Genomic DNA, 24,342 nt, shown 5'->3' on the forward strand with positions numbered 1-24,342 from the left:
TCCCCCTAATCATTTTTCTTATTTTTACCAACAATTTTATATATTATACAATTATAACATATAATACCATAAATTCCATTCTTCAAACTTTTAATTATTTATGAACTCTGTTATTAATTCTATTTTTTAGGCAATAATTAATAACAAATATATTTTTTATTGGAGAAATTTAATGAAAAAGCGCAAATTACTTATTTTAAATTTATTTCTAGTTCTTATTATTTGTTCTCTTAATTATTTTCAACTATCCTCAAAATCATGTTCAAATAATGAAATACTTATTCATTATATAGATGTTGGTCAAGGTGATTGCATATTAATTCAAGTTAATGAAAAAAATCTATTGATTGATTCTGGTCCCGCTAGTAGTAGAAATGATTTATTAGATTATTTAAGTAAATTAAATATAAAAAAGTTTGATTACATTATTGCAACACATCCTCACGAAGACCACATAGGCAATATGGACACAATTATAAAAAGATTTAATACTGATAAATTTTATGCTCCTAAAGTAACTCATACCTCTATTTGCTTTGAAAATATGGTAAATGCATTAGTAGATAAATCTTTAAAAATTAATGTTTTAAAAAAAGGTGAAAGTGATATAGACCTTGGTGAAAATACTAATATAGAAATTTTTTCTCCCTTAGGAAATATGATTAGTGAAAATTATAATGATTATTCTCCAGTTATTAAAATAACATTTCATAATAATTCCTTTTTATTCACAGGAGATTCAGAAGCTTATACAGAAAATCAACTTCTCTCTGATAATGTAAACTTAAAATCTGATATTATCAAAATAGGCCATCATGGTTCTAAAACTTCTACTTCTTATAACTTTTTACATGAAGTTAATCCATCCTTTGCAATAATTTCTGTAGGTGAAAATAATAAATATGGTCATCCTAGTTTGGATACTTTATTAAATCTTAACTTAATGAATATTAAAACTTACAGAACAGATTTAAATGGTACAATAATAGTTACTTCAAATGGTAATACTATATCTATTGACTCCTTAAAAAAGTAATTTCTCCTCTAAATGATAGATGCTCCTAATTTCTTAGGAGCATCTATCATTTAAGGATTATTTCCTTAAATCAATAATATAAAAATATATTATTCATCTATAATATATTTTCTTCTTGAGAACTTTCTTCTTTCTCTTCTATATCTGTATCAATATCCTGCTTTTTAATTGCTTTTTCTATACAATTATCATCTTTTAAAGCAACTATTTCTTCATCAACATTTTCCTCATTGTCTATATCATTTTCTTCTAATTTTATATTAGTATTTTCTTCTTCTTCACATTGAACATTTATATACTTTTTCCAATTAACAAATATTTTATATAAATTAACTACATCTTGTTCATTATACTGTAATATAGTTTCAATTTTTTCTTTAGGCATTCTTTCAATATATTCTTTATCTTTAAGAACCTTATGAAAAGTTTTAGCTAAATTTGAACCGCTTATTACATCGCCTTCTCTATAAATTTCAAATAGTTTTTCTAATTTTTTTAATCCAATTGATGTATTCATATCTTTTTCGTACTCTTTTTGAATATCAACTGACTTAAATTCTTTTTCAAAATCAAAATAAATATTATATTTATTAAATAAGTATTTTATTACAGTAAAATCATTATTTCCAGAAAATGTAACTATAGTTTTTTTCCCTAGTTTTTTCATACGTATAAAATATCTTTTTGCAAGTAATAAAATTTCTACAACTTCATTCTTATTTTCGATCATATATTGAGTTACATAAATTTTATTATCATCTTTATTGTATACACAGGCTCCAAAGACTCCTATACATTTTGGTTTTTTATATACGTAATGCTCTAAATCAAAATAAATACTTTCTTCCGGTTTGCAAGTTCCCTCCTTACTCTCTAACATTTTTTCAAGTCTATATTCTTCTACATCCACAATATTTTCTCGAATAATCACACAATATCACTCTTTCCTTGCTAAATTTATCTCCCGTATTAAACTTTTTACTATTGCTTATATCTCTTTATTATATCATGTTATTGCTATAGTGAATACTATTTCAACTTCATACTTTTTTCAAAATTTACTGGAAATTACTTTTGTCATTCCCCCTATGCTTGACCCACTATACCTTTTTTGCTATTATAAATATATAAAAACGTGAGAATGATTTTCAATTTGAGGTGAATTTTATGTGCATTTGTGATTTAAAACTTGGTGAAAAAGCAATAATCCATACTATTAATGGAAATGATAAGCTTTCTAAAAGACTTTCTGCTTTAGGATTAATTCAAGGAACAGAAATTGAATTAAAAAGAGTTGCTCCTTTAGGCGATCCACTAATTGTAAATTTGAGAGGCTTTGATTTAGCAATTCGTAAAAAGGATGCTAAAAATATATTATTAACAGCTTAAGTATAAAGGGAGATGACAGAATGAAGAATATAGCCTTACTTGGTAATCCTAATGTAGGTAAAACTACATTATTCAATAGTTTAACTGGTTCTAATCAAAGAGTTGGAAACTGGGCTGGTGTTACTGTTGATAAAAAAGAAGGATTCTTTGGCGATTTTACTATAGTAGACCTACCTGGTATATATGCTATGGATACCTATTCTAACGAAGAAAAAATATCAAAAGAATTTCTAGAAAACGAAAAGGTTGATTTAATTTTAAACATTATTGATGCTTCTAACATTGATAGAAACTTATACTTAACTATGCAGTTAAAACAATTTAAAAAGCCTATTGTTTTAGCAGTTAACATGATTGACGTAGCAGAAAAGAAAGGTATAAATATAGATTACAAAAAACTTGGAGAATTGCTAAATGTTATTGTAGTTCCTATTCAAGCTTCAAAAGAAATGGGAATAGATGATATTAAGTCAGCTCTAAATAATATTAATTATAATAAAATTGATACTATTAACTATTCTTTTTCATCTGAAAAAGAAACTTATGATTACATAGAAAACATATTAAGTAAATGTACTAAAATATCTAATACCTCTAATAAACCTATTAAAGAAAAATTAGATAATATAATGTTAAACCCATGGCTTGCTTATCCTATATTCTTTTTAATAATGGCATTAACATTTCAAGTTACATTTGCTTGGATAGGACAACCTCTTTCGGATTTACTTGATTCATTATTAAATGATTCATTAGTTCCAATAATCGAAGGCTTGCTTCATACTACTTCACCCTGGTTCCAATCACTTATCATTGACGGTATAATTGGTGGGGTTGGAGGAATATTAGTTCTTTTACCTATTATTTTATCTTTATTTGCATGTATAACAGTGTTAGAAGATAGTGGATATATGGCAAGAGTTGCATTTATAATGGATAAAATTATGAGAAAGATGGGCTTATCAGGAAAGGCTTTTATTCCTATGATTGTTGGATTTGGATGTTCTGTTCCTGCAATTATGACAGCAAGAACATTAGAAAGTGAAAAGGATAGAAAATTAACAGCATTATTAATACCTCTTATGAGCTGTAATGCAAGATTACCTGTTTATAGTATATTTGCAGCTGTATTTTTCCCTAAATACGTTGGCTTAGTAGTTGCTTCACTATACTTCTTAGGTATTGTTTTAGCCTTTATACTTGGTATTATTTTTAAACATACAATATTTAAAAATGAAGAAGAACCTCTACTTATTGAATTACCTGAATATAAATTACCATCACCAAAGAATTTACTTAATCAACTTTATGAAAAGAGTAAAAGCTTTATAATAAAAGCTGGTACATTAATATTTGCAATGAGTATAGTTTTATGGTTCTTATCAAACTTTAATTTTACCGGAATGACAGATGTTAATAATAGTATATTATCTGCAATTGGAGGATTTATTGCTCCAATATTTAAACCACTTGGTTTTGGAAACTGGCAAGCTTCAGTATCACTATTAACAGGCTTAATTGCTAAAGAGACAGTTGTTTCTTCTATGGGTGTAATATTTGGTGGAAATCTTCAAACGCTTCTTCCACTTCATTTTACAGCACTTTCAGCTTTGTCATTTATGGTATTCGTATTACTTTACACACCATGTATAACAGTTGTTGGTACTATGAAAAAAGAATTTGGTACTAAGATGACATTATTTTCTGTAGCTTATCAATTAATTTTAGCTTGGGTCGTTTCATTCTTAGTATTTAATATTGGTTCATTAATTTTCTAAACCAATCCTATAAAGAAGGTGAATTTATTTGGAAATATTAATAACTGCAATTTTAGTTATTGCTTCTGGATATATAATTTTTAAAAATATAAAAAAATCATCTAAGGGTAATTGTAACTGCGGAAGTTGTTCATCTAATTGCTCTAATTGTAAAAAGTAAGAGTAGCGATAAATTTCGCTACTCTTCTTTCTTTGTGTTTTTACATTTCTCTTTTTTAAAATTTACCTTTTTATCGTTAACTAATTCCGCTATAATTTCTTTGTTTTCCCCAAAAGTTTTCCATAATATATTTTTATTGTCGCTGCTGTAGTCGATGCCAAGAGCATTCCTAACAGACCAAAGAATCCTCCCCCTATAACAACTGAATATATAATCCAAAAAGGCCTGACTCCAACCTTATCTCCTATAAGCTTCTGATCTAAGTACCACCCATCAAACATTTGCAATCCAAATAAAGTTAAAAAGACAACTATGCCTTTAGCTGGTGATACAAATACATTAATTAAAAATCCTATAATTTCACCTACAAATGGTTCAAAATAAGGAATCATTTTTGTTATCCCTACTAATATTGCTAATAAAATAACATATTCAGATTTTACTATATTTATTAATTTTCCTCTTCCCTTACCTTTTAATCTATCATTTAAATAATTATATCAAATATACCATTATTTAAATATTAAAATTTAAAAACCATTATTTATCATTTAGGTTCTTTCTTAGATTTACAACATTAATCTATATATACTCCTAGTAATCTTAATGAGTTTTTTAGTACTATCCTTGTAGCTTTAATTAATTTTAATTTAGGCTTAGTAAACTCCTCCCCCCCTAAATTAAATATAGAGTTTGAAATTTCATTAACTAAATCTGTTAACTTAATTATATATCTACTTATTATTGAAGGTTCTAATTCCTCAATAGCTTTTTGTATAAAATATTCATATCTATCTAATAGTTTTACTAATTCTATTTCTTCATTAAAATTCACTTTACTATAATCACAGTTACAATCCAAATTTTCAAACTTTAACAATATATCTTTTATTTTAATATATGAATATATAACATAAGGACCAGTCTTATCTTCAAATGAAAAGATTTTATCAAAATCTATTATTTTATTTTCTATTCTATAATCCATTAAATAAGTAAACACTAATACGCTTTGTAATATAGCTTTTAATAATTTCTTATCCTTTTTTAATTCTATATTTTTTTTCATTATTTCATTAATGCTATTACTTAGTAAGTTATTAAAACTCAAATATTTTTCACTTCTAATAAATGTATCACTTTTTGCAAATTTAACAAGTCCAAGTTTTACATGCTCACATTCTTTACCCCACTCATAGTCTAACAATTCTAATACATTAAAAACCTGATTTACATTTACTTTTTCTGAACTACTAGCTAAATATAAATATTTATGAAAATTATATTTATTATTTATATGCATTAAATGTGCTATCTTTAATACTTTTTTATCTTTTTTATATTCATTACTTACTATATATGGAGGCATGTTATAATTTTCAAGATTTACTGCATAAGTTTCATTACACTTTACTAATAACTTCTTTTCGCTTAATTCTGATATTAGCTTGTTACAATATAAATCTAATTCACTATTTGAAATCGTATTTTTATAATAAAACTGATTTAAAATTAATTTATCAAACTCATTCCATGCTTTATTTACATTATTAATATCTATGACATTAAAACCTCTATTTCTTAATAAATTGCATAATGAATTAGCAACTACAATAGTAAATGGATTACTTATATCAAAACATCCTGATTTTTTATAAACTGAATGTTCAATGCAAACAACTTTCCCATTCGCTATACAACTCCCCCCAAAGCCATCACCTTGCCGTATAACCTGTTCTAATATAGTCTTAATATAAATAACTTTATTAACAAAGAAATTCAAGTATGGCCCTAAATTATCGATTTTTTCAAACATATCATCTTTTATTTCTTTTTTTAATTCTTCGGCAATTAAATTAGGTGACTTTTTCAATATTTTACTTAATCGAAAGCAAGGTAATGAATAATCTCCATTTTCATACTTTTCCGGAATTTCTAATATACTTTCTATCTCATCAATAGATACATTAATATATTCATTTATTTTTTTTGCTACATCTCTCTTATAATCCATTTTATTTTCTCCTATTTACATAATATTTTAGGTATTAAAAATATTTTTTGTCAACTACCCTTTATTTTTATATAGTTTTTATATAAGATAGAATTATATAAAGTATTTTGATAGGAATGATTAAATATGATTAGAGTAGGTGTAATACACATAGGTTCTAGTAAAATTAGATTAATATTAGCTGAAGTAGAGGAAATGGGATATTTTAAAGTTATTGATGAATTAAAAACTCCTTTTAAAATTTGTTATGAATTATCTAAGGAATGTATTTTATGCTCAGAAAAGTTAAATTATATATTATCTACAATAAAAACATATAAATCCCTTTGTGAAGCTTCTGGTGCTAAAGAAATTTTTGCAATAACAACTAGCTTCTTTAACGATTTAAAAGATAGTGAATCTATTGTTTCTATGATTAAATTAAATCTTAATTTAGATTTAAAAATACTATCACAAGAAGAAGAAATTAAATTCACTGTATTAGCTGTAAATAGAAGTATGAAGTTAAGTAATTCTCTTATTGTAGAAATAACAGGCACATCAACTAATTTAATTGATGTTAAAGATGGTAAAATAAATAACTTTGCTATTCTTCCTTTTGGCGGAATAAATTTAGCATATACTTTTAATATTAATGATAGAATTTTAAATACTAATTTAGATATTTCATCCTCATATGTAAAAGATAAATTAGATGATATCTCTTGGCTAAATAATGATTATGAGTCAATAATCTTCCTAGGTGATTTGGCTAAAACTATATTTAAAATGGATAAATTTAAAACTCATTATCCTTTAGAAATAATCAATAATTACGAAATTACCCCTGTAGGAATACACGAAATTTATAATACAATAAAATGCAAAGACTTAAAATTACGTAGAAAAATAGATGGAATTGATCTAGATATGGTTGATAGCATGTTTAGCTCATTACTAATTTTAAATGAATTAGTAAAAATGGTTTCACCTGAAATTATTAGAATTTGTAATAATACTATAAGAGAAGGTATTCTTTATGATTATCTTTATAAAAATTATAATGTTATGGATGATATTTTAGATTATAGTATATATGGTATTTTGAACTCTCTAAATTCTAATATTACTCATGCTGAACAAGTATATTTTATATCTGCTCAATTGTTTGAGGAATTAAAACCTCTTCACAGATTAGATGATAAATATTTAAATATATTAAAAACAGGTTCAATGCTTCATGATTGTGGTACTAGTATAAACTATCAAAATCATCATAAGCATTCATTTTATATAATTTTAAATTCTTTAATTAATGAGTTAACTCATAAAGAGCATTTAATGAGTGCAGCTGTTGCAGCTTCTCATAGATTTAACGACTATCATTTACCTTTGGCACAGTTTTCTTATTTAATTAACAAATTAGATATTGATATAATTAATAAATTAGGCGCTTTAGTTAAAATTGCTGAAGGTTTAGATAGAAGTCTAGTTGGTGTTGTTAAAAAATTAAATGTTTATTATGATGATGAAAAAGTAATAATTACTGTATCATCACCTTCTAACTTGGATGTTGAAATTCATCAAGCGCTTAGAGGAAAGAATTTCTTTAAAGAAATATACCATAGAGATTTATTTATAGAAAAGGAAAGGTGGCAAAATTAATTGCCACCTTTTATTACATTCCAAAAATTAATTTAGCTATTGTATAGAAAAAGTTATAAATTAAGTTAACTGGAATTGATAATATAGTTCCACCACCCAAAATTATTAATATAAGTATTAATAATTGATATTGATATATCTTATCTGAAACCTTATAAAATGTTTTTGGCCATATATCTCTAAATATTTCAAATCCAGCTAATCCTGGTAATGGCAATAAATTAAATACAAATAAACTTATGTTTATTACAGTGATAAATCTCAACATATAAAATACTATAAAGAATATTGTTTCAGGTAATATACTTGATAAAAATTTTGATGTAAATACAAGTAAAATCATACCTATAAAACCTACTAATAAATTTGCTAAAGGTGCTGCAATAGAAACCTTTATTGCATCCTTATATCCTCTTTTATATGCGCTAGGATTTGTATTTAATGGTTTAGTCCATCCAAATCCAGCTATTAAAATCATTATAAACCCTATTAAATCTATATGAGCTGCTGGATTTAAAGTCAATCTTCCTTGAAACCTAGGTGTTTTATCACCTAATTTATCTGCAACCAAAGCTTTTGCATATCCTTGTGCAGTAAAAGCTATTAATATAGCCGGAATTTTTAAAATAAGGTAAAGCAATTGCAATCTAAATGAGCTCATCTTTCCACTCCTTTCATTTCTTTTAAAAACATTATATCACATATTATGGTACATATTATCTTATTTAAAATAATTTAATAAATAAAGCGATGACCTAAGTTCATCGCTTTATCTTTTACTATTCAGCTGGTTTTACTTCAGTTGGATTAGTTTCTTGTTGTCCTCCATCATCACTTGGTGGTGTTTCTGGCTTTTGCTCTTCTGTTGGTGGTGTTGTTGGTGGTGTTTCTTCTTCTTCCTTTTCATCACTTGGTGGCGTTACTGGTTTTTGCTCTTCTGTTGGTGGTGTTGTTGGCGGTGTTACTTCCTCTTCCTTTTCATCACTTACTGGTGGTTTTGTTGTTCCTCCATTACTTCCACCTGTTGTTCCACCTTGATTACTATTATTAGATGCTGGCGGTTCAGTAACATCTGCACTATTATCTTCATAGTCTTCAGGATTTATATTATGCCTATCATTATAATCACTTTCCTCAGCCTTGTAATCTGCCATTGCTTGCTTAAATGAATCATAATCATAAGTTGATGAGTCTGGTATTTTATTTTCAAAAACAAATTCTCTTAAATATTTAGCATTTTGTTCTGTATCCATTAAAAATACCCAACCTAAATTTTTATATAATCTTCCATCTGCTAAATCTGGTATTGGTATCTGTAATTGCTCTATTTCTAAAGCTGGGAATTTATAAATAGTATAAGCCATATTTAATGCTTCTAGTGGATCAATATTTGTTTTAATATAATCAAGCATACTATTCATAATTCCTAAGTACTTACTTGGTTTTGTTTCTTTTAATTTTTCTGCAACCTTAACTAAAACTTCTCTTTGTCTATCAGTTCTAGCATATTCATCTCCAACGCCTTTTCTTATTCTCGCATATGATAGTGCTTGTTTACCATTTAAAACTTGCACTCCTGCTTCAGTTACTGGACAATCATTTCCACCAGTAGACTCTCCAATATATTTATTTAACTCTTCAAGCATATACTCTTCAACATCAAATTCTAATCCTCCCATTTGATCGATTATAGCTTCAAATCCCCAAAAGTTAATTATAATATATTTATCTAAACTTATTCCATATGTATTTTTAATAGTTTCTATTAGCAGCTCTGGTCCGCCATAAGCTAAAGCTGCATTTAATTTCCCTTCGCCATGTCCAGGTATATTTACTAATGTATCTCTAAATAATGATGTTAATCTTATATTTTTATTGTTATTATCTAATGTTGCTATAATAATCGAATCTGCTCTAGCAGCCTCATCTAATGTTCTTGCATCTGTTCCTAATAATAAAACATTTGTAATTCCGTCAACTTCGTGGTATTCAGTATCACTTGTTATTTCTGATGGATTTAATCCTGAATATATTCTACTTCTTACATAAAGATATCCCGAAGCTAACATACCGATTATTAATGCAAAAACAACTACAGTCGATACTATTATTTTCTTTTTTATAGACCATCTTTTTTTATTAGAACGCTTTTTTTTCTTCTTTTTTTGTTCACTCATAGCTGTGCCATCCCTTCGAAAATATTTATTCATTTTTTAAGTTAAATATTGCATTATTATTATTTTCCTAAATGTAGTTTATGCAACTTACATTTTATAATTATAAAATAATAAATATAATAATACCACAATTTGTTTCAAAGTTTTATTAAATTTTTAGATATTTAGTATTTTTTTCAAAAAAAGTGGAATATTTTGTTCATTTAAGTTGTATTTATGCTTTGTTATTTTCATTATAAATTAATTTGTAGTTTATTACTTATATGCTTTAATTATATTAACATTATTCTACTTATTTTGGATAAACTATTACTAAAGAAAATATTATTATATAATATTTAAAAATAAAAAAATTTTAATATTTACTTATATACTTTAAAGTATTATTATAAGTAATATGAAAAATTAGTAGATTAATGGAGGTCTTTTTATGAATATAAGTATTATTGGAATGCCTCTTTTTTATGGTTGTGATAAACCTGGAGTAGAAAAGGGCCCTGAAGAGTTAAGAAAAAACAACCTCATTGATATATTTGAAAAAAATCATACTGTTTATGATTTAGGAGATATAGAAGTTGAAATAGTTAGCGAAAAAGAAAAATATAAAGATGATCAAAATTTAAAATATTTAACACAAGTTGTTAATGCAAATAATGGACTAGCTTCTAAAGTTTTAGAAGCATTAGAAAATGATACCTTCCCATTTATAGTTGGTGGAGATCATTCTTTAGCCTTAGGATCACTTGCAGGCGCAAGTAAATATTTTGGAGATGATTTAGCAGTAATTTGGATAGATGCTCATGGAGACATTAATACAGACAAGACCTCACCTTCAGGAAATATTCACGGTATGCCTTTAGCTGCTTCAATGGGTTATGGTTATGAAAAACTAACTTCAATTTTCTTTGATGAAGCTAAAATTAAACCAGAAAATGTTTTTATTTTAGCTTGCCGCGATTTAGACAAAGGTGAAGTAGATTTAATAAATGAATTAAATATGAATGTATGGACAAATGAACAAATTAATAGCTTAGGTACAAGTGAAGTATTAAATCAATTATTATTACTAATTAAAGAAAAGAATATAAAAAATATTCATCTTTCTTATGATATTGACTGTTTAGATCCTGATTATGTACCAGGTACAGGAACTCCTGTAAGTGATGGATTAACTTATACTCAAAGTAAAGAACTTCTTAAAGGAATTATGAGTACAAGCTTAGTAAGTTCTATGGATTTTGTAGAATATAATCCTGATTTAGATAAAAATAATAAAACAAAAGAAACTTGTATTGAATTACTAAATTTAATCTCAAATGAATTAAATTAATAAAAATGCTTTTTACTTTCAAATAAGTAAAAAGCATTTTTTTATGAAAAATTGTTAATTAATATAACTTATGATATTATAAAATCAATAAAAATATTTTTGGAGGCACAGATGAAACTTTTATTTTTTGATACTGAAACAACTAGTGTAAGACCTGGCCATATCTGTCAGTTAAGTTATATAACAGTTGATACATCAACTAAACCACAAACTACAATAGGAAAAAACTTCTTCTTTACAGTAGATGAAATGGATCCTGCAGCAGAAGAAGTTCATGGATTTTCATTAGAAAAATTATATGAATTATCTAATGGTTTAGAATTTCTTGAACAAATTCAAGATTTTATGTCTGACTTCTTTGATGCTGACTTTGTAATTGGTCATAATGTTCAGTTTGACGTTAAGTTCTTAAAACATGAAGTTAACTCTTTATATGAAGCTGGTATGATTGATTGTTCTTGGGAGCCTAAAAAAACATTTTGTACTATGGCTTATTATAAAAATATTTGTCAAATTCCTTCACCAAGTGGGAATGGAATAAAAAACCCTAAACTATCTGAAGTAATAAACTTTTTAGGAATATCTGATGATACTATTGCAAAAAAGGCTGATGAATTATTCCAAGGAAGTGGAAATTATCATGATGCAAGATTTGATACCGCTGCAGTTTATCTTTTAGTTATAGAAGGTATGAAAAAGAAATATATTAAACCTGGATTTTTTTCAAGTCAGCTTTAATTATAAATATTAAAAGAGGATATTTTTTAATTAACATCCTCTTTTATATACTTTATATATCTAATAATTTGTATAGCTCTTTACATTTTTCTTTGTCCATTGCTGGAGTTCCGTCTAATCTATACTTTATTCCCATACTTTCATACTTATTTACTCCTAGTAAGTGATATGGTAATAATTCAACTTTCTCAACGTTATTTAAAGTTTTAATAAATTTACCTAGTTCAGTAATATATTCTTCACTATCTGTTAATCCTGGAACAACTACTTGCCTTATCCACATTTTGGTGTTACATTTTTTACATGCTTCAAGGAATTTTAAACTTTCATCAATATTAATTGATGTCATATACTTGTACCCTTCCGGTGTTAAATGCTTAATATCAAAAAGAACTAAATCCGTATATTTTAATATTTCTTCATAATCTCCAAATCCTACACCTGAAGTATCTAATGTTGTATGTATTCCTTTTTCTTTACAAAGCTTTAAACATTCCTTTAAGAATTCTGGTTGTCTTAAAGGATCTCCTCCTGAAAAAGTAACACCACCACCAGATCTCTCAAAATAAGCTCTAAATCTAGCTATTCTATTAACTAATTCTTCCGGTGTTAATTCTAAAGTATCTTCACCCTTATTACTCCATGTATCAGGATTATGACAATATTGACATCTTAATGCACACCCTTGCATAAATACTACAACTCTTATTCCTGGTCCATCGACAAGTCCCATTGTTTCTATTGAATGTATTGTTCCTTTTAACATAGTACTTCCTCCAATTTATCTATAAGTTCTTAAACAATTAATTTTATTTATTGTTAAACTTTTTTTCTTTCATTATACACCTTAATCTTATATTTGTTAATACTCTATCATAATCGTTATTTATTCATAATAATTATTATTTATTTTAAGACAATACGTTACATAATTATTAATTTTATATTTTTTTATTATATGGATATTTTTTTCTTAGTTTACTAATTATAAATTTATATAGTATTAATTTAAGTTAATGCTCCTACTATCTCTATAATTTATTTTTTAATTTTTTATTTTAATTCTACAATTCTTAGTTTTACTAAACTTTTAATGTATAAATGTTAAACTTATGTTTCTCCCTTTTACTTTAACCCCTTATTTCTAAAGGAAAATTGAAAATTATATTTTTAACATTTTTTTTTAAAATTATTGATTTTTTATTTATATCTCTATATAATAACATTGTTTGTTTAGTAATTTTAAACCTTTAGTTTAGTAATAGTTATTATCAAACAAAATGAAAGGCAAGGTGAAATTGTGCAAATTGGTGATAAAATTAAACGAATGAGAATTGAAAAAGGATTAACACAAGAAGAACTTGCTAATAGATGCGAATTATCTAAGGGATTTATATCTCAAGTAGAAAATGATTTAACTTCTCCTTCTATAGCAACACTAATAGATATTCTTGAAATACTAGGGACAAACCTAAAAGAATTTTTTAGTGATGATAAGGACGAAAAAATCACTTATACATATGAAGATATGTTTGAGACAGAAAACTCTGATTTGAAATATAAATTAATGTGGCTAGTTCCTAATGCACAAAAAAATGAAATGGAACCTATAATGATAACAATTGAAGCTGGTGGAAAGTATATAGAAGAAGAACCTCATGAAGGCGAAGAATTTGGATATGTTTTATCTGGAAGTATAACTCTACATTTAGGAGATAAATCATATAAAGTTCGTAAAAACGAAAGTTTTTATTTTAAACCTAGGGCAAATCATTATATTAGCAATGATGGTAAAACTACAGCTAAGGTTATTTGGATTTCTACTCCCCCATCATTTTAAAGAAATTAACATATAATCATTAGAGAAATGTGATAAGGTGTTTCCTTTTAATATTAAAGAAAGAGGTGTTTTTTTTGAGTCAAAATATTATAGAAATACAAGGTGTATCTAAAGTTTACGGTGATAATACTGTCTTAGATAATCTTTCATTAAATATAAGAAAAAATGAATTTTTAACATTACTTGGTCCTAGTGGCTGCGGTAAAACTACGACTCTTAAAATAATAGCAGGCTTTGAAACTGCTGACAGTGGAAAGGTTGTCTTTGCTGGAAATGATATTTCTAATGTGCCTCCTTACAAAAGACAATTAAATACAGTATTCCAAAAGTATGCTTTATTCCCTCATATGAATATTTATGAGAATATTGCATTTGGTTTAAAAATTAAAAAACTACCAAAAAATGAAATTGATAAAAAAGTTCATGAAATGTTAAAAATGGTGGCTTTAGAAGGTTTTGAAAAAAGATCTGTTGATTCACTTAGTGGTGGTCAACAACAAAGAGTTGCAATTGCTAGAGCTTTAGTTAATGAACCTCAAGTTCTTTTATTAGATGAACCTCTTGGTGCATTAGATTTAAAACTTAGAAAAGAAATGCAATTAGAGCTTAAAAAAATTCAAAAAAGACTTGGTATTACTTTTATCTTTGTAACTCACGATCAAGAAGAAGCTCTTACTATGTCTGATACAATAGTTGTAATGAACAAGGGAAAAATACAACAAATGGGATCTCCTGAAGATATTTATAATGAACCAGCAAATGCTTTTGTTGCTGACTTTATTGGCGAAAGTAACATTTTAGATGGAGTAATGCTTGAGGATTATAAAGTTAAATTTGCAGATACTATATTTGAATGTGTAGACAGTGGATTTAATCCATCTGAAAATATCGATATTGTAATTAGACCTGAAGATATAGAAATAACTACTGTCGAAAAAGGAATGTTATCAGGTAAGGTTAACTCTGTTACCTTCAAAGGAGTTCATTACGAAATTGAGGTTGTTACAGAAAATAACAATTGGATTATTCATAATATAAAAACCGCAAATGTGGGAAGTACTGTTGGTTTAATAATAGATCCAGAATCAATACATATAATGAGAAAGGCGAAAGACTATGAGAAAGAAAAATAATCAAAGCGCTTTACCTGCAGCACCTTATATTGTTTGGAGTTCACTTTTTATTGTTATTCCACTATTAATAGTAGTATTCTTTGGTTTCACAATAAAATCTGGAGATAGTTATCATTTTTCACTAGAGAATTTCCAAAGATTAATGGACCCTAAATACTTAAAAGTTTTTGGGAGAAGTATTCTCTTAGCTGTAGAAGCTACTTTAGGTTGCCTTATATTAGGTTATCCTGTTGCGTATTTAATTTCAAAAATGCGTGAAGGTAAAAGAAATATTTTAATTATGCTATTCATAATACCAATGTGGATGAATTTCTTATTAAGAACCTATGCTTGGTTACCTATTTTAGGTAAGAACGGATTAATTAACTCCCTTTTAGTTATGCTAGGATTTGGACGCGTTAACCTTCTTTATAATGATTTTGCGGTTTTATTAGGTATGATTTATAACTTTTTACCTTTTATGATTTTACCTATTTATACTGTTTTAATAAAAATGGATACTGATTTAATTAATGCAGCTTCAGATTTAGGTGCAAGTAGAAAGGAAATTTTCACAAAAATAATTTTTCCTCTAAGCATGCCTGGAATAATTTCTGGTATTACTATGGTATTTATGCCTGCTGTTTCTACCTTTGTTATTTCAAGAATATTAGGTGGAGGCCAATACATGCTACTTGGTAATTTAATTGAAACTCAATATACTTCAATGGATGATTGGAACTTTGGATCTGCAATTGCAATTTTCATGATGATAATAATTTTAATATCTATGGCCTTCATGAATAAATTTGAAGGTACCGATGATAAATAATAAGGAGGACATATATTATGGTTAAAAAGCTTGAATCTTTCATTAAAAGATTTTATCTACTAATTATTTTTGTATTTTTATATACACCAATAGTTACCTTAATGATATTCTCCTTTAATGATTCGAAATCAACTGCAAAGTGGAATGGATTCACATTAAGATGGTATAGTGAACTTTTCCAAAATACAAGAATAATGGATGCATTAAAATATACATTAATAATTGCTATACTTGCTTCAATTATAGCAACTATAATTGGAACTTTAGCTGCAATAGGAATTCATAGAATGAAAGGTATTCCTAAAAAAACACTGTTAAATATAAATAATCTACCTGTATTAAATCCTGATATAGTTACAGGTATCTCACTTATGAGTTTATTTATTTTTATATTCCCTATTTTGCATAAGTTGGGAATAAATGCTCAATTTGGATTTGGAACAATGCTTTTAGCACACATTACTTTTAATATTCCTTATGTGATATTATCAGTATTACCCAAATTAAAGCAATTGCCTCATAATATAACTGAAGCAGCTTTAGATTTAGGTGCAACACCGGGTTATGCAATGTGGAAAATAATACTTCCTCAAATAAAGCCCGGGATATTTGCAGGATTATTAATGGCATTTACTATGTCTATTGATGATTTTGTAATAAGTTTCTTTACAACTGGTCCTGGAGTTACTAATCTTTCTATAGAAATATATTCTATGGCTAGAAAAGGTATCAATCCATCAATAAATGCATTATCAACTTTAATGTTTATTACTGTATTAATTTTATTATTAATTGTTAATAGAAAAGAATTTACTTCAAGGGGTGTGTAGATTGAAAAAATTTAAATCATTAGTTGCATTAGCAGCTGCTGCAATATTAACTACTTCTCTTTTCACCGGCTGTGGAAATAGTAATGTTGGTGAAAATGGAACAATAAACTTCTTTAATGTAGGAGACTATATTGATGAGGCTCTAATTAGAAAATTTGAAAAAGAAACTGGAATTAAAGTTAACTACTCTACTTATGATACTAATGAAATTATGTATCAAAAGATAAAAACTAATCCTGGTACATACGACTTAGTAGTTCCTTCTGATTATATGATTGAAAAAATGATACAAGAAGACTTGCTAGAAACAATAGATTATAACAATATTCCTAACTATCAATATATAGGTGAAAATTATAAAAACTTATCTTATGACCCAACAAATGAATACTCTGTACCATATATGTGGGGTACTATTGGTATTATCTATGACAGTTCTAGAATTACAGAACCTGTAACTAGCTGGGATATACTTTGGGATAGTAAATACAAAAATGAAGTTTATATGTTTAACTCTTTAAGAGATTCTTTAGCTATAGCTTTAATTAAAGCTGGATATTCTATCAATTCAAAAGTTCCTAGTGAAATAGATGCAGCTAAGGATGAATTATTAGAACAAAGAAATTTAACAAATCCTGTTTATGTTGTTGATGAAGTTAAAGATAACATGATTACTGGAGAAAAAATGCTTGCTGCCGTTTGGTCTGGAGATGCAATTTATATAATGAATGAAAATCCTGATATGAAATATGTCATTCCAGAGGAAGGCTCAAATGAATGGGTTGATGCTTTATGCATTCCTAAGGATGCCCCTAACAAAGCTGGAGCTGAAGCATTTATAAACTTCTTATGTGATCCTGAAAATGCAAAAGAAAATGTTGATTATATAGGTTATTCCACTCCTAATACTGCAGCATATGATTTACTTGATGATGAAACTAAAAATAACCCAGCTGCATATCCTTCTGACTCTGTATTAGATAAATGTGTATTATTTACTAATTTAGATCAAGAAACTTTAAAATTATACGAATCAGCATTTACTGAAGTTCTTTCTCAATAATATTATTAAAAACAGAATTATATACTATGAAAGTATATAATTCTGTTTTTTTATAAATACTATACTTTAAACTTCTAAATGAACATATTATTAAAATCGAAATTATATATGTTATAATTTATATTAGATTATAGTAGCTTTAGGAGGGTTTTATGGTTAGATACTACATAATAGTGGATGGTCGTGTCCAAGGAGTTGGATTTAGATTTTTTTGTACTATGACTGCAAGAAAGTATGATTTAACTGGTTGGGTAAGAAATATGGAAAATGGTATGGTTGAAATGGAAGTTCAAGGAGATGATTCTTCTATATCTAAATATATTAAAGATATAAAAAAAGGTAACAGATTCATTAGAGTTGATGAACTTTATCAAAAGAAAATTGAAGTTCTTCCAAATGAGCGTAAATTTACAGAAAAATATTAATAATATCTATATAAAAAAATAAGAGTTAAATGTTCATAAAGCCTTAAGCATTTAACTCTTTTACTAATATTACTATTTAACCTTATTATCATATTCCATTAAATTATATTTTTCTATTAATGCAATCAATTTATCTGCATAAACAGCTACCCCATCCGCGTTTCTAACTGTACTATACCCTGCATTTTCTAATGCTTGTGCCTGCTCCTTATAATCCTTTCCAGAAAACAATCCTGATTCAGCATACCTTGAATTCTCATAAAGAAATCTTCCATGATCCTCAATTGAGTCTTCAATATTATCATACTTTCTAAAATTAGCTATAGTTGTGTCATTATAATTTTCACTTGTAGAAATTGTTGCAATAGCTCCACTCCATCTAGAATCTGCTTTTATTCCAAATAAATTATTATGTGTAACTGCAAGATCGGATTGCCCCCATCCTGATTCTAATATGGCTTGTGCTATAGTAATTGATGGTAAAATCCTATACTCATCATAACTTTTAATAGCACCTTGAGATACTTTTTTTAAAAATTCTATTTTATCCTCATCTAAATTAACATTTAAATTTACCTCTACTACCTCTTCATTACTTATATCTGAATTTACATCTGCACTATTTTCTTCTACATTACTAGCGTTTATATCTTTATTTACTGTTTCTTCACTTATATATCTTATATTTGTAACACTTTGAGAAATTTTTATTTTTAATGTACTAAATATGGTTACAATCATTAATAAAGATAAAGTTATTATCATAGCAAATTTATAAAGCATAGTTTTTTTACCAGATAAAACATAGCTATTTAAACCTCTGTATTTAATATTACTTTTCATCTTAAACTCTCCTATAATTTTCAAATACTCTTTAGTGGCTTCACTTTTCCATCTATGTTTTAAAGCTACGCCCTTGGATATTTACAAATCATATTTACCTCCTATACTTTATTTTACCTTTTTAAGTATATTTTTATTACTAAAGTAACCATAATTTAAAAAATACATATATAATAAAAAGAATCTGTTATAGGCTAAATTTATAATCTCCCCTATAACAGATTCAACTTTCTAATTATTCTATTTCACAATCATTTCCTAAATCATTACTTTGTTCACTCTTAAGTTTTTCAAAAAACTCATTAGTTTCATTTATTACAACATTTCTTAATCCAATTAATCCAACTAAATTAGGTAATGCCATTAATCCATTTACTATATCAGCTATTATAAATACTAAATCTAATGACAAGAATGGTCCTACTGCTACAAAAGCAATAAATATTATTTTATAAAATATAATTCCTTTTACACCTGTTAAATACTGAATACATCTTTCTCCATAATAATTCCATCCTATTATAGTAGTAAATGCAAAGAAAATTAATCCTATATTTACTATATACTTTCCTATAATTGCAAATGGTAATCCTTGTTGAAATGCAAATGTGGTCATTTCAGCACCCTCAAGACCACTATTAAAGCTTCCTGTTAATACAATTGCAAGACCTGTCATAGTGCATATTATTATTGTATCAATAAATGTACCTGTCATTGAAATTAAACCTTGCTTAACTGGTGATTTTGTTTTAGCCGCAGCAGCTGCTATTGGTGCGCTACCAAGACCTGCTTCATTTGAAAACACTCCTCTTCCAACACCTCTTTGAATAGCTAAAGCTACAGTAATACCTGCTGTACCACCTAATGCTGCCTTTGGATTAAATGCACTGTTTATTATTAACATTACTGCTGAAGGTATTTCCTTGAAATTAAATCCTAATACTAATAACGCTCCTAATATATATAATATAGCCATTGATGGTACAATCTTTTCAGCAACATTTGATATTCTTTTTATACCACCTAAAGTTACTAATGCAACTAATACAGTTACTATAATTGCAGTACACCATAAAGGAATATTAAAAGATATTAACGCTGCTTTAGATATAGAATTTACTTGCCCAAAAGTACCTATTCCAAGAAGTGCTACACCAACACCAAATACAGCAAACATTTTAGCTAAAAATTTATTACCAAGCCCTTTTTCTATGTAATACATAGGCCCACCTGACATTTGCCCATTTTCATCTACTTCTCTATACTTTATAGCCAAAACTCCCTCTGCATATTTAGTTGCCATTCCAAAAAATGCAGCAATCCACATCCAAAATAAAGCACCTGGCCCACCTGCTGCAATAGCAGTTGCTACACCAACAATATTTCCTGTACCTATTGTAGCTGATAAAGCAGTACATAATGCTGCAAAACTTGATACATCACCCTTTGCATCTTCATCTCCTTCTTCATCATCTTTAACAAATAAATATTTAAGTGCTAGTGGTAATTTAAATACCTGTAATAACTTTAATTTAAAGGTAAAATATATTCCTGTTCCCACCAATAGTATTAGCAGAGGCGGTCCCCATACTATTCCATCAATACTATTTAATAATTTTTCAACTCCATTTAAAAATTCCATAAAAAAATCCCCCTTAAAATTATAAATTTATAGGAGGAGATTAGAGTTAGTTTTTAGTTAAGAGTTTTTAGTTAAGAGTTAAGGAAAAAATTCAGCTAAGCTGATTTTTTTTAATATTAGAATTAGTTATCTAAGGCATATTTCTCGTTATCTCCAACCTAAAAATAGGTTGGAGTATTACAAACAATTACTAGCCATAAGATAAAACCAATAAACTCTATAATGAGTTTAAACCTTAACTATTAACTTTTAACTTTTAACTTTTAACTAATCTTAATCCCCTGTCCTTTTACCTGAGAGTTTCAGTTTAATTTTAAATTAAACCTTGCTCCTTCGGTGCTCTTATGAGTCTCTCCAGAGGCTCGTCCAGTAACGGTCCTAATACCTGAAAGATTTACTTCTTCGGTGGATCTAAATCGCTCTCCCATTACCTTCATCCGAACATATTAAGTTATAAAGTTTATTATATACATAAATTTCAAATTAATCAATATGGAAATTATTATTTACTTCCATACAATCTATTTAAAGCACTTATTATAGATTTTATTGAAGCTCTCGTAATATTACTATCAACTCCAACACCAAATGTCTTTTTATTAATATCATTTCTATTCATATAAACATATGCTGCTGCTTCTGCTTCAGATCCAGTACTTAATGCATGCTCTTTATAGTCAATTATACTAACATCTATTAATTTACTATTAGATAATGCTTTACCCAATGAATCCATTGGTCCATTACCTACCCCTTCTATTTCACGCTTTTCCCCTTTATAATTAATAACAGCATTTACTTGTGTTGTTTTCTCTGTATCACTATTAATATCTGATATAGAAATACTTATTAATTTAAAAGGTTCTTCTAAGGATAAATACTGCTCTTTAAATGCTTCCATAATTTCATTTGGCTGAACTTCACCTTTTTTCTCAGAAATTTTTTGTACTACTTCAGCAAATTCTTGTTGCATTGACTTAGGTAATTTAAATCCAAAACAATGATCCATCACAAATGCAACTCCGCCTTTACCAGATTGACTATTTATTCTAACTAAAGGCTCATATTCTCTTCCAAGATCACTTGGATCAACAGGCAAATATGGTACTTCCCATATTTTTGAACCTCTTTCCTCATACTTCTTCATACCTTTATTTATTGCATCTTGATGTGAACCTGAAAACGCAGTAAATACTAAATTACCTGCATAAGGATGCCTAACTGGTACTGGTATTTTCACACATCTTTCATAAACTTCAATTATATCGTTTATATTTTCAAGATTTAGCATTGGATTAACCCCATGTGAAAACATATTATATGCAACAGTTAATATATCTACATTACCTGTTCTTTCTCCATTACCAAATAATGTTCCTTCAATTCTATCAGCTCCTGCTAATAACGCCAATTCAGCATCAGCAACTCCTGTACCTCTATCATTATGCGGATGGACACTAACAATAATTCTATCTCTATTCTTAAAATTTTGGCACATATATTCAATTTGATCAGCAAATACATTTGGTGTATCCATTTGTACTGTTGATGGTAAATTTATAATAATCTTATTTTTACTTGATGCTCCCCAAGCATCAGCAACTGCATCACAAACTTCTAATGCATATTCTACTTCTGTTCCAGTAAAACTTTCAGGTGAATACTCTAAAAATATCTTACCTTCTAAATCTGAAGCATATTTTTTTACAAGACTTGTGCCTTCAACGGCAATATTCTTTATTTCTTCTTTACTCATATTGAATACTACATCTCTTTGTAAAACTGAAGTTGAATTATATATATGAACTATAGCTTGTTTTACCCCTTGTAAAGCTTCAAAAGTCCTTTCTATTAAATGTGGCCTTGCCTGAGTTAATACTTGTACTACTACATCATCTGGAATACAATTATCCTCTACTAGCCTTCTTAAAAAATCAAATTCAATTTGAGATGATGAAGGAAAACCAACTTCAATTTCTTTAAACCCCAATTTAACTAACATATTAAAGAATTCTACTTTTTCATCTATATTCATTGGATTTATAAGAGCTTGGTTCCCATCCCTTAAATCAACACTACACCAAATTGGTGCTTTTTCAATAACATTATTTGGCCATGTTCTTTCCTTCAAATTGATTGTTTCAAATCTCCTATACTTACTGTAATTTAACATGTATAAATGCCCCCTTATATATAAATAAAATAAATTAGTAACATATTTTGTAATAAATAAAAACCGCGTAATATCCCCCTCCATTGGAGCGTATTTACGCGGTACCATCCAAAATTTATACTTAATTTAAATAACGGTATCATCCGATAAGGACTACTAAAAGTTCACCCTTATAGCTCATGAGCGAGTTCAAAAATATAATTTGCAGACTCACAGCAACCGTCTACTCTCTGAAAAATCATGGATTTTTTACTACTCTCATTCTTAGCAATATTTATTTATTTTTCTATAATATTACTATATTGTATTATTTTTGTCAATAAACATAATACTTTTATTTATCAACTCTATTTCTCTCCTCGCCATTATAAAATGCTTTAATATTTTCTATAATTTCATTAAATAATCTTTCACGAGCTTCTATACTTGCCCATGCAATATGTGGTGATAAAAGAAGCTTATCTTTATTTTTTATTGATAATAACACATTATCCTCACTAACTGGTTCCATTTCATATACATCTAGCGCAGCCCCTCTTATTTCATCTTCTTCAATAGCCCTAGCTAAGTCTTTTTCTACAATAATAGATCCTCTCCCCATGTTTATTAATATTGAACTACCCTTCATCTTAGATAATGCTTCATAATTAATTAACCCCTTTGTATTTTCATTTAATGGAGCGTGTATAGAAATAATATCACTTTTCTCTAATAACTCTTCAAAAGATACCTTTTTAAATTCACTTGAAGAGTTTTTACCAGAAGTAGAATAATATATTACCTCTGCACCAAAAGCTTCAGCTATCTTTCCTACCTTACTTCCTATTGCTCCAAGTCCTATAATTCCCCATACTTTATTTTCAATTTCATAATAAGGTTTATTTAAACATGTAAAAGACCTTGATTTTGAATATTCACCACTCTTAACATACCTATCATAATATACTACTTGATCTAATAGTGCTAATGCACTAGCAAATGTATGTTGAACTACAGCATTAGTTGAATATCCAGCTACGTTAGCTACCCCTATTTTATGTTCTTTTGCATAATTTATATCTATGTTATTAAACCCAGTAGCTGTTTCTGCTATGAATTCAAGTTTTTTTGCATATTTCATATTATTTTTATTTAATACTACTTTATTAGTTAATATTATATTAGCATCCTTTATTCTTTCACTTACTTCACTTTCATCTGTAGCTTCATAATATTTAACTTCTCCAATTTCTTTAAGCTTTTCTATACTAATATCACCTAAAGTTTTACCATCAAGTATTACTATTTTTTTCATTTACAAATCCTCCTAAAAATTT

Annotated in this window: 23 protein-coding genes, 1 riboswitch and 1 other annotated feature; of the genes, 13 read left to right on the plus strand and 10 right to left on the minus strand. The window is 27.3% G+C overall.

The genetic code is table 11. The annotated features are described in order from the left end of the window. Positions 1–172: 172 nt before the first annotated feature. A complete protein-coding gene (locus tag I4V63_RS06675; protein WP_196000519.1) occupies positions 173–1,036 on the plus strand; it encodes a ComEC/Rec2 family competence protein in 864 nt (287 codons plus the stop codon). A gap of 97 nt (positions 1,037–1,133) precedes the next feature. Here the strand turns inward: I4V63_RS06675 and I4V63_RS06680 are convergent, their stop codons facing one another. Next, a complete protein-coding gene (locus tag I4V63_RS06680; RefSeq protein ID WP_196000520.1) occupies positions 1,134–1,967 on the minus strand; it encodes a ribonuclease H-like domain-containing protein in 834 nt (277 codons plus the stop codon). Between the two features lie 236 nt (positions 1,968–2,203). Between I4V63_RS06680 and I4V63_RS06685 the strand changes: the two genes are divergently transcribed. The 3 genes from I4V63_RS06685 to I4V63_RS06695 are packed head-to-tail and all read left to right on the plus strand — an operon-like array spanning position 2,204 to position 4,363. Then, positions 2,204–2,425, plus strand: coding sequence for a ferrous iron transport protein A (locus I4V63_RS06685; protein WP_196000521.1), 222 nt, complete (start codon positions 2,204–2,206; stop codon positions 2,423–2,425). Between the two features lie 20 nt (positions 2,426–2,445). Continuing rightward, the gene (gene feoB / locus I4V63_RS06690; RefSeq protein ID WP_196000522.1) at positions 2,446–4,203 is read left to right on the plus strand and encodes a ferrous iron transport protein B; all 1,758 of its coding nucleotides are present in this window, start codon (positions 2,446–2,448) and stop codon (positions 4,201–4,203) included. A gap of 28 nt (positions 4,204–4,231) precedes the next feature. Next, positions 4,232–4,363, plus strand: a complete 132-nt coding sequence (locus I4V63_RS06695) for a FeoB-associated Cys-rich membrane protein (RefSeq protein WP_207746518.1) — start codon at positions 4,232–4,234, stop codon at positions 4,361–4,363. Positions 4,364–4,452: 89 nt separating this feature from the next. On the opposite strand, the gene I4V63_RS06700 is transcribed toward I4V63_RS06695, so the two are convergent. Both I4V63_RS06700 and I4V63_RS06705 read right to left on the minus strand, forming a co-directional pair. Beyond that, positions 4,453–4,815: an AI-2E family transporter gene (locus I4V63_RS06700; protein ID WP_196000597.1), complete on the minus strand. Its 363-nt coding sequence runs from the start codon at positions 4,813–4,815 to the stop codon at positions 4,453–4,455. Between the two features lie 125 nt (positions 4,816–4,940). Further along, positions 4,941–6,377, minus strand: a complete 1,437-nt coding sequence (locus I4V63_RS06705) for a DALR anticodon-binding domain-containing protein (RefSeq protein WP_196000523.1) — start codon at positions 6,375–6,377, stop codon at positions 4,941–4,943. A gap of 126 nt (positions 6,378–6,503) precedes the next feature. Here I4V63_RS06705 and I4V63_RS06710 point away from each other — a divergent pair, with 126 nt between their 5' ends. Beyond that, the gene (locus I4V63_RS06710; protein WP_196000524.1) at positions 6,504–8,021 is read left to right on the plus strand and encodes a Ppx/GppA phosphatase family protein; all 1,518 of its coding nucleotides are present in this window, start codon (positions 6,504–6,506) and stop codon (positions 8,019–8,021) included. Positions 8,022–8,034: 13 nt separating this feature from the next. On the opposite strand, the gene I4V63_RS06715 is transcribed toward I4V63_RS06710, so the two are convergent. Together I4V63_RS06715 and I4V63_RS06720 are read right to left on the minus strand one after the other, a co-directional pair. Beyond that, positions 8,035–8,682: a site-2 protease family protein gene (locus tag I4V63_RS06715; RefSeq protein ID WP_196000525.1), complete on the minus strand. Its 648-nt coding sequence runs from the start codon at positions 8,680–8,682 to the stop codon at positions 8,035–8,037. A 118-nt stretch (positions 8,683–8,800) separates the two neighbouring features. Continuing rightward, on the minus strand, positions 8,801–10,198 hold the full coding sequence (locus tag I4V63_RS06720; RefSeq protein ID WP_196000526.1) for an LCP family protein: 1,398 nt from the start codon (positions 10,196–10,198) through the stop codon (positions 8,801–8,803). A 430-nt stretch (positions 10,199–10,628) separates the two neighbouring features. On the opposite strand from I4V63_RS06720, the gene rocF reads away from it, so the two are divergent. Then, a complete protein-coding gene (gene rocF / locus I4V63_RS06725; RefSeq protein ID WP_196000527.1) occupies positions 10,629–11,528 on the plus strand; it encodes an arginase in 900 nt (299 codons plus the stop codon). Between the two features lie 111 nt (positions 11,529–11,639). Further along, positions 11,640–12,266, plus strand: coding sequence for a 3'-5' exonuclease (locus I4V63_RS06730; protein WP_196000528.1), 627 nt, complete (start codon positions 11,640–11,642; stop codon positions 12,264–12,266). A gap of 52 nt (positions 12,267–12,318) precedes the next feature. Here the strand turns inward: I4V63_RS06730 and pflA are convergent, their stop codons facing one another. Next, positions 12,319–13,032: a pyruvate formate-lyase-activating protein gene (gene pflA / locus I4V63_RS06735; RefSeq protein ID WP_196000529.1), complete on the minus strand. Its 714-nt coding sequence runs from the start codon at positions 13,030–13,032 to the stop codon at positions 12,319–12,321. A 534-nt stretch (positions 13,033–13,566) separates the two neighbouring features. Here pflA and I4V63_RS06740 point away from each other — a divergent pair. The 6 genes from I4V63_RS06740 (at position 13,567) to I4V63_RS06765 (ending at position 18,368) form a co-directional block, all read left to right on the plus strand. Further along, positions 13,567–14,106, plus strand: coding sequence for an XRE family transcriptional regulator (locus I4V63_RS06740; RefSeq protein WP_196000530.1), 540 nt, complete (start codon positions 13,567–13,569; stop codon positions 14,104–14,106). Positions 14,107–14,180: 74 nt separating this feature from the next. After that, complete coding sequence (gene potA, locus I4V63_RS06745) at positions 14,181–15,239, plus strand: spermidine/putrescine ABC transporter ATP-binding protein (protein WP_196000531.1); 1,059 nt, start codon at positions 14,181–14,183, stop codon at positions 15,237–15,239. Beyond that, the gene (locus tag I4V63_RS06750) at positions 15,223–16,050 is read left to right on the plus strand and encodes an ABC transporter permease (protein WP_196000532.1); all 828 of its coding nucleotides are present in this window, start codon (positions 15,223–15,225) and stop codon (positions 16,048–16,050) included. Before potA ends, I4V63_RS06750 begins: the two co-directional genes overlap by 17 nt. 17 nt (positions 16,051–16,067) lie before the next feature. After that, positions 16,068–16,880 (plus strand): ABC transporter permease, encoded by an 813-nt coding sequence (locus I4V63_RS06755; protein WP_196000533.1) that lies wholly within the window; start codon positions 16,068–16,070, stop codon positions 16,878–16,880. A 1-nt stretch (position 16,881) separates the two neighbouring features. After that, the gene (locus I4V63_RS06760; RefSeq protein WP_196000534.1) at positions 16,882–17,943 is read left to right on the plus strand and encodes a spermidine/putrescine ABC transporter substrate-binding protein; all 1,062 of its coding nucleotides are present in this window, start codon (positions 16,882–16,884) and stop codon (positions 17,941–17,943) included. A 152-nt stretch (positions 17,944–18,095) separates the two neighbouring features. Further along, a complete protein-coding gene (locus I4V63_RS06765) occupies positions 18,096–18,368 on the plus strand; it encodes an acylphosphatase (RefSeq protein ID WP_196000535.1) in 273 nt (90 codons plus the stop codon). A gap of 72 nt (positions 18,369–18,440) precedes the next feature. Here the strand turns inward: I4V63_RS06765 and I4V63_RS06770 are convergent, their stop codons facing one another. From I4V63_RS06770 to I4V63_RS06785, 4 genes are all read right to left on the minus strand, one after another. Next, positions 18,441–19,211, minus strand: a complete 771-nt coding sequence (locus I4V63_RS06770; RefSeq protein WP_196000536.1) for a glucosaminidase domain-containing protein — start codon at positions 19,209–19,211, stop codon at positions 18,441–18,443. A 235-nt stretch (positions 19,212–19,446) separates the two neighbouring features. Further along, positions 19,447–20,853, minus strand: a complete 1,407-nt coding sequence (locus I4V63_RS06775) for a sodium:alanine symporter family protein (RefSeq protein ID WP_196000537.1) — start codon at positions 20,851–20,853, stop codon at positions 19,447–19,449. A 271-nt stretch (positions 20,854–21,124) separates the two neighbouring features. Further along, positions 21,125–21,221: riboswitch (glycine riboswitch) on the minus strand. Between the two features lie 134 nt (positions 21,222–21,355). Further along, on the minus strand, positions 21,356–23,026 hold the full coding sequence (gene leuA / locus I4V63_RS06780; protein WP_196000538.1) for a 2-isopropylmalate synthase: 1,671 nt from the start codon (positions 23,024–23,026) through the stop codon (positions 21,356–21,358). Positions 23,027–23,107: 81 nt separating this feature from the next. Further along, positions 23,108–23,301, minus strand: a binding site (T-box leader). Between the two features lie 59 nt (positions 23,302–23,360). Further along, positions 23,361–24,320, minus strand: coding sequence for a D-2-hydroxyacid dehydrogenase (locus I4V63_RS06785; protein ID WP_196000539.1), 960 nt, complete (start codon positions 24,318–24,320; stop codon positions 23,361–23,363). Positions 24,321–24,342: the final 22 nt, after the last annotated feature.

Source organism: Clostridium sp. 1001271B_151109_B4 (assembly GCF_015670405.1).
In the GTDB taxonomy this organism is placed as follows: Bacteria; Bacillota; Clostridia; order Clostridiales; family Clostridiaceae; genus Clostridium.